Here is an 8,416-nt window from a genome sequence, read left to right on the forward strand (position 1 = left end):
ATCACATGGGCTTTATCAGGACGTTCAGCGTCGGCATGTTGGAGGTACTGCCCCCGGCCGAGAGCGCTTGGAACAGATTGGTCGTCCTCAGAAGCGCGCCGGGCGCTGGCAAAACCTCGATCCTTCGCCTTCTGACGCCCGAATCACTTACGGCAATAGTTGGTATCGATAACCCCGAGGATGCCATTAAGGCGTTACGCGTGGCACTTGAGGAACTAGAAGTGATTCATAAAGGATCTTTGCGTGTGCTGGGCGTAATGGTCAATGTGGGAAAGGACTATAGGTCGCTCATCGACCTCGGCCCCAAAGGCGCTGGGAATCATAAAGTATTCTTCAAACTCCTGGACGCTCGAATAATAGCCCGCGCTATTGAGGCTGTTGCTTTGGCCAATGATCTGAGGTTTCCCGATGATGCAAAGCGTATTCGATTCGTGCCCCGTTCAGGATCTGGCGGCGAATCGGCCAAGGAAGCACTGAGCCAGATTGGCGCTTCGACTTTTGATGATTCGCTCCATTCGATAGACAGCGATGGATATTACGCGGACGCCTTATTGAGAGTTGTGCGGACCAAAGAGCGAAGTGTCCTAACTTTATTGGATTCACTATTACCAGTCGAGTGGGAGTCCGAAGTCGGGCACTCCAGGCTGTACTCGCTTCCGTTCCTTGGCAACTGCGACATCGAAGTAGATGGTCATACGGTCGCCTATAGACCGGTCGTCCTCTTTGACGATGTTCACGACCTCGAAGAGGAACAGCGCGAGGCGTTATATGGGCAGCTGCTGGATCGAACTAACAATCTGGGGCGTTGGATTGCGGAACGCAAGGAAGCTGTGCCTGACCACGAGCTTCTTACGGGTTCCACCAATGGTCGGGACTACCAATTAGTCGCACTCGAAGACGAACTCAGTGCTGGTTCGAAAGGCGGACACTCCCCGCGGCTAGAGCGAATTCTGGGTGGAATTGCGAATAGCCGCGCCCAATTACATCTAGCTTCTTTGGGCGTCCACGAACAATTTACTTCGCTCCTGCGATCAGCCGAGGAAATCGAGCCGATACGTAAGCTTGAGGTTTTCAACAGCGTCATCGCCGACGTCCGAGCTCTAGTGGACGCCAATCCGCAGTATCGCAGTTGGATGGCGGCCGCTGAGGATAGGCAGGTGGGCCTAGACCGGCTCGAAGCTGCCTACGACTGGCGTGAGCTTCAGATCCTAATCGAACGTGACATAAAGCGTTCACCCCCGGCTCTCTTTGACTACGAACTTGAGTCTGAACAGGCGACGCGCATGGCTTCGTCAGGCACTAAGTCCGCTGCACGGTTGTTCTTGGCGAATGAGCACACATTGCCTTACTACGTAGGTTGCGATGTGCTTGCGGACCTTTCAAGTCGAAATGTCGAACAGTATCTGAGCTTGGGAGGGGACATGTTCGAGCTCATGATGTCCGCGGTCACACAGCGTCGACGCACTGGCGCCTACCTGAGCACAGCCGAGCAGGACCAACGCGTGAGACGCTCTAGCAAGTTGTTGTGGGAAGCCGTCGTGCGACGCGTCGCACATGGTCCTGACGTCCTCGCCTTGCTGCATACAATCGCCGATAACAGCCGGACGGAAACCTTTCGCGCCACAGCTCCGTACGCCCCAGGTGTGACGGGTACGGCCATTGCTTTACATGAGCGGAGTTTCCTTTTCGAAATCAAGAGCGACAGTGTTACATACGCCAGGTACGAACGCCTGTCGCGCGCATTAGCTTCGGCGGTTGCCAACAACCTCTTGGAGATGTCGCCAGAAGCGACTAGCGCCAAGGGCCAGAAGTGGTCGGTTTTCTACCTAAACCGCCTTTTGTGTCCGCATTTCGATCTCCCCCTCCAGAGAGGTGGATTTCGCGAGCAACCGATAGCGAAACTGTCACAGAAACTTGATTTGGCTCGCAGGGTAAGCGCGGACCGGCCTGCGCCGGACCCGACTACTCCACTCAACAGTCTAGAAGGATGGCCCAGGTGAACGTGGCCGGCTTTGCAAAACTACGTTGGTACGACTATGTGTTCGCTGATGATACTGAAAACAGTGAACGACTTTGGACCGAGGCGTGCCAGGACGGCGAGAAGATTCTTCTCATCTGCGGCGCCGGATTCGACCCAAGGACCCTGGACACACCGCGTCGTGTTGCTTCAATCGAATGGGAGCAGCTAACGGTCCTAGCTCTGAAACCAAGTGTGGGCGGCGAACACGACGCCGCTGAAGGGGCTGCCCACGACAACGAAGCGGAGCTGAGCAAGCTGTTCGGTGATCGGCTCACGGTCGTTGACTCTCCGCAAGTACTCGACCCAAACACGACCGGGACCGTTCTTAGTCGTCGGCTTCAAGCACAGCATCAGGTGTTGGATTTCGACACAGTGATCGTCGACATGAGCGGCCTGCCATCTTCGATTTCGTTCACCGTTCTCCAGCTGTTCCTCCAGCAGTCTCTGCCCGACGTTAGAGACAACAAAAGGTTCGAAGGCAACCTCTTGGTAACCGTGTCTGAAGACGTCTCCACCGACTCAAGGATCATGGCTAGTGGACTTGACGCCCCTGGAACGCTAGCTGGCTTCGAACGTCTCCCCGACGTTTCCACGACCTGTATTTGGGTTCCGGTATTGGGCGCCGGTGCGGGAGAGGAGTTACGAGCGCTTACAACTCTTTTGGATCCACATGAAGTTTGTCCAGTAGTCCCATTCCCGTCGCGGAATCCTAGGAGGGGCGATGAACTCATTCTCGAGCATCGAGTATTGCTCATCGATGAACTTCAATTCGAACCCCGGAACGTTTTGTACGCATCGGAGACAAACCCTTTCGATTTATATCGCCAATTAGTATGGCTTGCGGATCGTTACAGGACGGCGCTAGCCCCTCTGGGTGGAGCAACAATTGTCGTCAGCGAGCACACGAGCAAGATCTTAAGCCTTGGTGTGCTTCTCGCCGCCCACGAAGCGAGTCTCGTCATTGGCCATGTGCGCCCGATGGCGTATCGCCTAAGCGGATCCGAACCTGAGGACCGTAAGCCTTGGATATACACTGCCTGGCTCACAGGCCGGCCTTACGCGTGAATCTATTAAGCATGAGAAAGGACGTCATCCATGGCCAAGTACGCTGATGAGGTCGAGGGCCTCCACGACGCCTATGAAGCAGCGCTGACGCATCCGGAGGCCAAGAAGCTCAACTGGGCCTTTGAACGCGTTCGCGGCCGTCCGCTATTTGCTGTTGGAAGTGGTGGCACGATGCCAGTGGCGGAGCACGCTGCAGATCTCCACCATCGGGTCACTGGAAAATTTGCACTCGCTGTTACGCCGCTGCGATTTGTAGAACTTGCAGGGAGGACGGCGAACGCCGCGCTGATAATCTTCTCGGCTCGTGCGAAGCACCCTGATACAGGTCTGGCCATTACTCACGCGCTAGCTCTAGGGATTCCCATTGTCGTAGTTACCCAGAGAGAGCAATTGGATCTCGAGTCGCCCATGACCGAACCCGGAGTGACTGTCGTGACGGTGCCCGGGCAAGGCAATGATGGCTTTCTCGCTACACGTAGCGTCTTGATCATGGCTACTGTCGTCACTCGGATGTACGGAGAGTCCCTTCCGCAGCGGCTGCCTAGCATCGACTCGCCTGTGCCAGCAACGCGTGGCGATCGCTTGCTGGTGCTCCATGCCCAAGAGGGGCGGGCCGCAGCAGGAGACATTGAAACGCGCATGCATGAGCTTGGATTGATGACCGTGCAGGTGGCGGACTACAGGAACCTCGCCCATGGTAGGCACGTGGGATTGGAACGCAGGTCCGATTCGACCACCGTCGTGGCGCTTGTGAGTCCCGCGTCGGCCGGCCTCGCTGCCAAGACACTTGGCACGCTGCCCGAGCTGGTGGAGATCCACAAAATTGAGACTCCGCTCAGCGGTGCTGCTGCAGCGCTGGATCTTCTTGCCGCGGCAATGGCTCTACCTATTGCCGTGGCATCGATGCAGAGTATCGAGCCAAGTAAGCCTCGTGTCCCATCCTTCGGACGTAACCTGTACCACCTTCCTTTCAAACGCTTGTATCCTGCCAAACAAGCAGGCCCCATTCTGCGAAAAGTGCAAGCTGCAGGTTTTGGATTTGCGACCGAGGCGGCCGTCGAGCTTTATTCATCGGCATACGCTGATTGGTCCCAGGGTCTACGCCGTCGGCCAGTCCAAGCGATTGTCCTTGACTACGACGGAACGTGTGTGTCCACTGCTGGCAGGTTCGACCTACCTGAAGCACCCGTTCAAGAGGCATTGACGCGGCTCCTCGCTGCTGGACTGCCATTGGCTTTCGCTTCTGGGAGGGGCGGGAGTTTGCACGAGGACCTTCGTAAGTGGGTGCCTCGGGAGTTCTGGCATCTGATTTCTCTGGGCCTTCATAACGGTGCGTGGCGACTTGAACTCAGCGACGAACTGCAAGAGACCAGGAATCCGGCTCCGTTTTGGTCGGAGCGACTTCAGGAGCGGCTACGACCATTCGCGGAACGCAAACTCATCAACCTTCGGATTAGGCCCTCGCAAGTCACAGTGACGAGCGATAGGCCTGAGATGACGGCGGCTACTCTCCGCGAACTCGTCGTCTCCGTCGTTGAGATCAGCGATGGTGAGTGCTTGCACGTGGCGTCGAGCGGACACAGCGTTGATATCATCGACGAGAAGTTTGGGAAAGAAAAGGTCTTCGCTGATTTTGTTGCTCGGCACGGCCAGACGTTGGCCATCGGTGACCAAGGCCAGCCGGGCGGGAACGACTTTGCACTTCTTGGTGCCGACACGATGACTGTATCGGTGGATGCTTGCTCGGCCGACCCTACCCGGTGCTGGAACGTCGCAGACTTCGGTTCAAGCGGCCCTCAAGCGCTGATGGAAACCCTGAACAAATTGGTTTCACGCCGGGGCGGACTGTATCTATTGCTCAAGAACAGCGATCATTGAACTGATGAAAGATGATCACTCCCCAGCTGGGAGCCAACGCCGGTCCAAGTCTGCAGACCAAATTCCGCGCACTCGCACGTTCGTCAGTAGCGGCTTTACAACAGTTGACATCAAACTTGGGGATGCACTTAGTGCGTCGCCCGGAGGGACGGCCACCAACGTTGCTCGTGTCCTCCAAACTATGGGCTGGAACACTCAACTCGTTGGGACTATAGGAAGCGATCCTGCAGGTCAATTCCTCAAGTCCGCACTTGAGACCGATGGTGTGGGGGTGCAACACCTTCGGCTAGAGAGTGCCTGGACGACTCCAGTCGTTCTCCAGGAAGAACATCGGGGAGATCATGTTTGGCGATTCCGCTGCCCGATTTGTGCAACTTCGTTTGCCAAACATCGGCCTACTCCAAAGGACGTCGCAAGTTCGCTGGTTGATGAAGTCGCGGCGCCCGATGTGTTTTTGTTCGATAGAGTCAGCCTCTTCACTCTTGCCCTTGCGGACGAGTGGGCTCACCAGGGCACTTTCGTAGTATTTGAGCCATCGGGACTCGGGCGCCCTCATTTATTCGATCGGGCCATTGAAGCAGCACACCTCGTAAAGTTCAGTTCTGAACGTGCGCCGGCGTTCAAGGACCGCTTGGTGGGTACTAGGGCCATATTGGTTGAGACACTCGGTGCGAACGGTGCACAGGTCCGTTTTTCTGAAGCAAAGACCTGGCAGCATATGCCCCCTCAGCCCATCACTACCAAAGTTGACTCCGCTGGCGCCGGTGATTGGACGACGGCAGGACTAGTAGATGAACTCTTCCCTGCATCTGGCGTTCCGGCGTATGCCTGCCCGGAAGGAGTTGCTCGGGCGGTCACGAATGGACAAGTTCTCGGGGCGATGGCTTGCAGTTGGGAGGGTGTCTATCCAGAGCCTCCAGCAATGTTCGACCCTGCGGACTTCGAGCGGTTGGCCTGCCCTCGAGTGGTACGTGAGTCTGCCGAGTCGGCTTTCTTCGGGCCGGTGACACCAATGGTGACAACCTAATTGGTTGATGCAATTCTGTAGCCCATTGCTGTCGCCGTTGGTAGGTACACAGTTAGCGGCGAAGAACCAGGTTAGGGCTTTTATCGGCAGCGCCTGAAACCAGTCGGATCCCGCGTCTCTGGCTGCTCGCAAGTGGTTCCCAAACAGACGGCATTCAACGTCTCTTTGCTCTGTTCGATAATGATCCGCGCAGTGTTGTTGGCGTACGCATAAGAACTGCTTCGAGGACCGCCGACTCGCAATAGGTCCACGAAACCGCCTTGTCTAAGGAGCGCCAGCTGCCGCTGGACTGTGCTCAGGCTCAGTCCGGAGCCCGTGGAAATCTGCTTGCTGGTCGACGGTCCACTCTTGCTGAGGAAGTGCAGGAGCCGACTCCGCGTTTTATTCATGAGGAGGTTCGTCATCGCTGCCACGTCCGAGTGAATCAAGGAAAGAATGGAAGGGGTGTAGACCCGTCTGCAATGACCACAATCTACGCCTCGGCAGAGAAGTTGGCTAGACGCTAAATCGTGACTGACCCACAAACCTTGTTGGGTCACGCGCCGAAAGCAATACTGGTACCAACGACGCTGATCTCACATGGATAGCTGTTGGGGGCAGGCAATCGGGTCATCAGAACGGCGACAAGTGGACGCAAACGAGGTTGCACGAAATGCCAACGGCGGAAATCGTACGCCGCAGGCGGAGCTCGCCCGAAAACTGAACCTCCTTCTGGACGTCGTCGTCGCCGAGCGCGGAACGCCGTTCACTTACCGTGAAGTCAGCGAAGCCCTGGCCAAACGTGGGGTGAGCCTATCCCGCGCGAGGTGGTTCTACATGAAGGACGGCACAGGGCGAATGGTTTCCGACCCCGAATTGCTTACTGCCTTATCCGAACTATTCGATGTCGACCCGAGTTACCTCCTGGGTAGCGACGGGGCGGAAGTTCCTGAACGCATAGATGCGCAGTTGGAATTTGTGAAGTCCCTGCGCGCCGCCAGGGTTAAGACCTTTGCGGCGCGAACACTTGGGGACGTTTCCCCGGAGACTCTGCGAGCCATCACCGAATACCTCAACGAAGATATCGCTAGGCACCCGACCGGCGAGTCGTCCGCAGCTAGCGGTTCAGAAGATAGTCCAGATGGGCTGCCAATAGAGCCTTGACGCGCGCGCCATCTACTGAGTAACGCGGCGAGCGGCCATGTCGTCGCCCTGGCTCGACGTCGGCCTTTACTACGCCAGTTTCTTCGAGAGCGAGCAAGTGTTTGGCGACGCTGGGCTCGGTGGCGCTTACGGCGTCAACAATGTCACCCCGCGTCGCGGGGCCGTTCGCGGTTAGGAAGCGCAGGATCTCATTTCGGGACCTGTTGCCGAAGGTTGCGATGGCCGCCTCCACGTCGGGTGACCAGGCTTCGTCTTCGGGCTGAGTGATCCTGGGCATGACTTCATTCTTGTCTGATATGTCCCGAATCTCCAGCGTTGCGCTCTTGACACTACTTTAGTGAGTGCTGAGAATAGTTAAAGTAATCTTTGCATCCAAGCGGATCGGCCCCGATCTCTGACAGGGACGAGCTCACGCATCCATAATTTCTCTGAATTTCCCTGTCCTGGGAGCCGTCATGAGCGCAACATATTTGGCCTCTTCAGCCAACACCCCAGTCGAAGCAGGCGAAGCCAGCCGGACTGAATCTGATTTTCAAGTGGGCAACGTTTCGATGGAGCAGATGACATCATCAATCAACGAAGTCTCACGGTATGTCGCATCGCGGTTGTCCCGGGCGGGACGTGCCTGCGAGCTTGATGATGCCCTTCAAGACATCCGCATTGCAGTCTGGAGAGGAGTGCATGATGGCCATTACAGGCAGATACCCGGCGTGCGATTTGGCGCCTGGGTTCAGGGGATCGCGGCCCACGTTTGCTCGGCTTACACAGCCAAAGCGCGTTCAAAAGAATCTCTGCCGCTTCTGATCGATCCGGGGGATAACGACGAGCGAAACGTCGGTTGTCAGCACGAGGTTTTTGGTCCAGAAGGCGTGGCCGAGAGGGAGTGGGCCCTCAGCGTCCTTCAGGCAACGAGGCACTTTGTTGGCGACGTTGTGTGGGGTACAGCGATGTCGCTTCTACTCGCGGACGACTCGCGAACTCCCGGCTCGCCCAACGACCGCCGAGCCTACCGGCAACTCGTGTTGGTCCGGCAGATGGCGATCACGGTGAGGCAGGCGCTGGCGGCTGTTGACGCCGAGGGCCGCGACATCGGGGACGCAGCGTCATTTGCCGCGCGATGTCTGCCCACTCCCTTGCAGCAACAGATCGCGCAGAGGGTAGTCCGCCTTGAGCTGCGCAGGCCCTACGTGTCAGGCTGGAACGGTGCCACTGGGTCATAGCAAGTCCGCTTGATCGCGTGGGGCGAGAACCAGGAATCTAATCATTATGTCTAGTCCAGTTTT

The 8,416-nt window shown here is 57.0% G+C and carries 8 protein-coding genes; 6 read left to right on the forward strand and 2 right to left on the reverse strand.

The window, feature by feature from the left end; translation table 11 throughout:
* The first annotated feature begins 5 nt into the window (after nt 1–5).
* The 4 genes from ACX80X_RS06020 to ACX80X_RS06035 are packed head-to-tail and all read left to right on the forward strand — an operon-like array spanning nt 6 to nt 5,990.
* Nucleotides 6–2,000, forward strand: a complete 1,995-nt coding sequence (locus tag ACX80X_RS06020; RefSeq protein WP_459309541.1) for an ORC-CDC6 family AAA ATPase — start codon at nt 6–8, stop codon at nt 1,998–2,000.
* A complete protein-coding gene (locus tag ACX80X_RS06025; protein WP_459309543.1) occupies nt 1,988–3,085 on the forward strand; it encodes a hypothetical protein in 1,098 nt (365 codons plus the stop codon). The genes ACX80X_RS06020 and ACX80X_RS06025 overlap by 13 nt, the downstream gene beginning before the upstream one ends.
* Before the next feature lie 30 nt (nt 3,086–3,115).
* Nucleotides 3,116–4,963 carry a hypothetical protein gene (locus ACX80X_RS06030; RefSeq protein ID WP_459309545.1) on the forward strand — a complete coding sequence of 616 codons (1,848 nt, stop codon included), beginning with the start codon at nt 3,116–3,118 and terminating at the stop codon, nt 4,961–4,963.
* A gap of 4 nt (nt 4,964–4,967) precedes the next feature.
* Nucleotides 4,968–5,990, forward strand: coding sequence for a PfkB family carbohydrate kinase (locus ACX80X_RS06035; RefSeq protein WP_459309546.1), 1,023 nt, complete (start codon nt 4,968–4,970; stop codon nt 5,988–5,990).
* An 80-nt stretch (nt 5,991–6,070) separates the two neighbouring features.
* On the opposite strand, the gene ACX80X_RS06040 is transcribed toward ACX80X_RS06035, so the two are convergent.
* On the reverse strand, nt 6,071–6,394 hold the full coding sequence (locus ACX80X_RS06040; RefSeq protein ID WP_459309547.1) for a winged helix-turn-helix domain-containing protein: 324 nt from the start codon (nt 6,392–6,394) through the stop codon (nt 6,071–6,073).
* A gap of 223 nt (nt 6,395–6,617) precedes the next feature.
* On the opposite strand from ACX80X_RS06040, the gene ACX80X_RS06045 reads away from it, so the two are divergent.
* A complete protein-coding gene (locus ACX80X_RS06045; RefSeq protein WP_459309548.1) occupies nt 6,618–7,133 on the forward strand; it encodes a hypothetical protein in 516 nt (171 codons plus the stop codon).
* Here ACX80X_RS06045 and ACX80X_RS06050 read toward each other — a convergent pair.
* A complete protein-coding gene (locus ACX80X_RS06050; RefSeq protein ID WP_459309550.1) occupies nt 7,087–7,410 on the reverse strand; it encodes an ArsR/SmtB family transcription factor in 324 nt (107 codons plus the stop codon). The two genes, ACX80X_RS06045 and ACX80X_RS06050, sit on opposite strands and share 47 nt — an antisense overlap.
* 178 nt (nt 7,411–7,588) lie before the next feature.
* Between ACX80X_RS06050 and ACX80X_RS06055 the strand changes: the two genes are divergently transcribed.
* On the forward strand, nt 7,589–8,353 hold the full coding sequence (locus ACX80X_RS06055; RefSeq protein WP_459311489.1) for a sigma factor: 765 nt from the start codon (nt 7,589–7,591) through the stop codon (nt 8,351–8,353).
* Nucleotides 8,354–8,416 lie beyond the last annotated feature (63 nt).

The sequence above is a fragment of the Pseudarthrobacter sp. MDT3-1 genome (assembly GCF_054510755.1).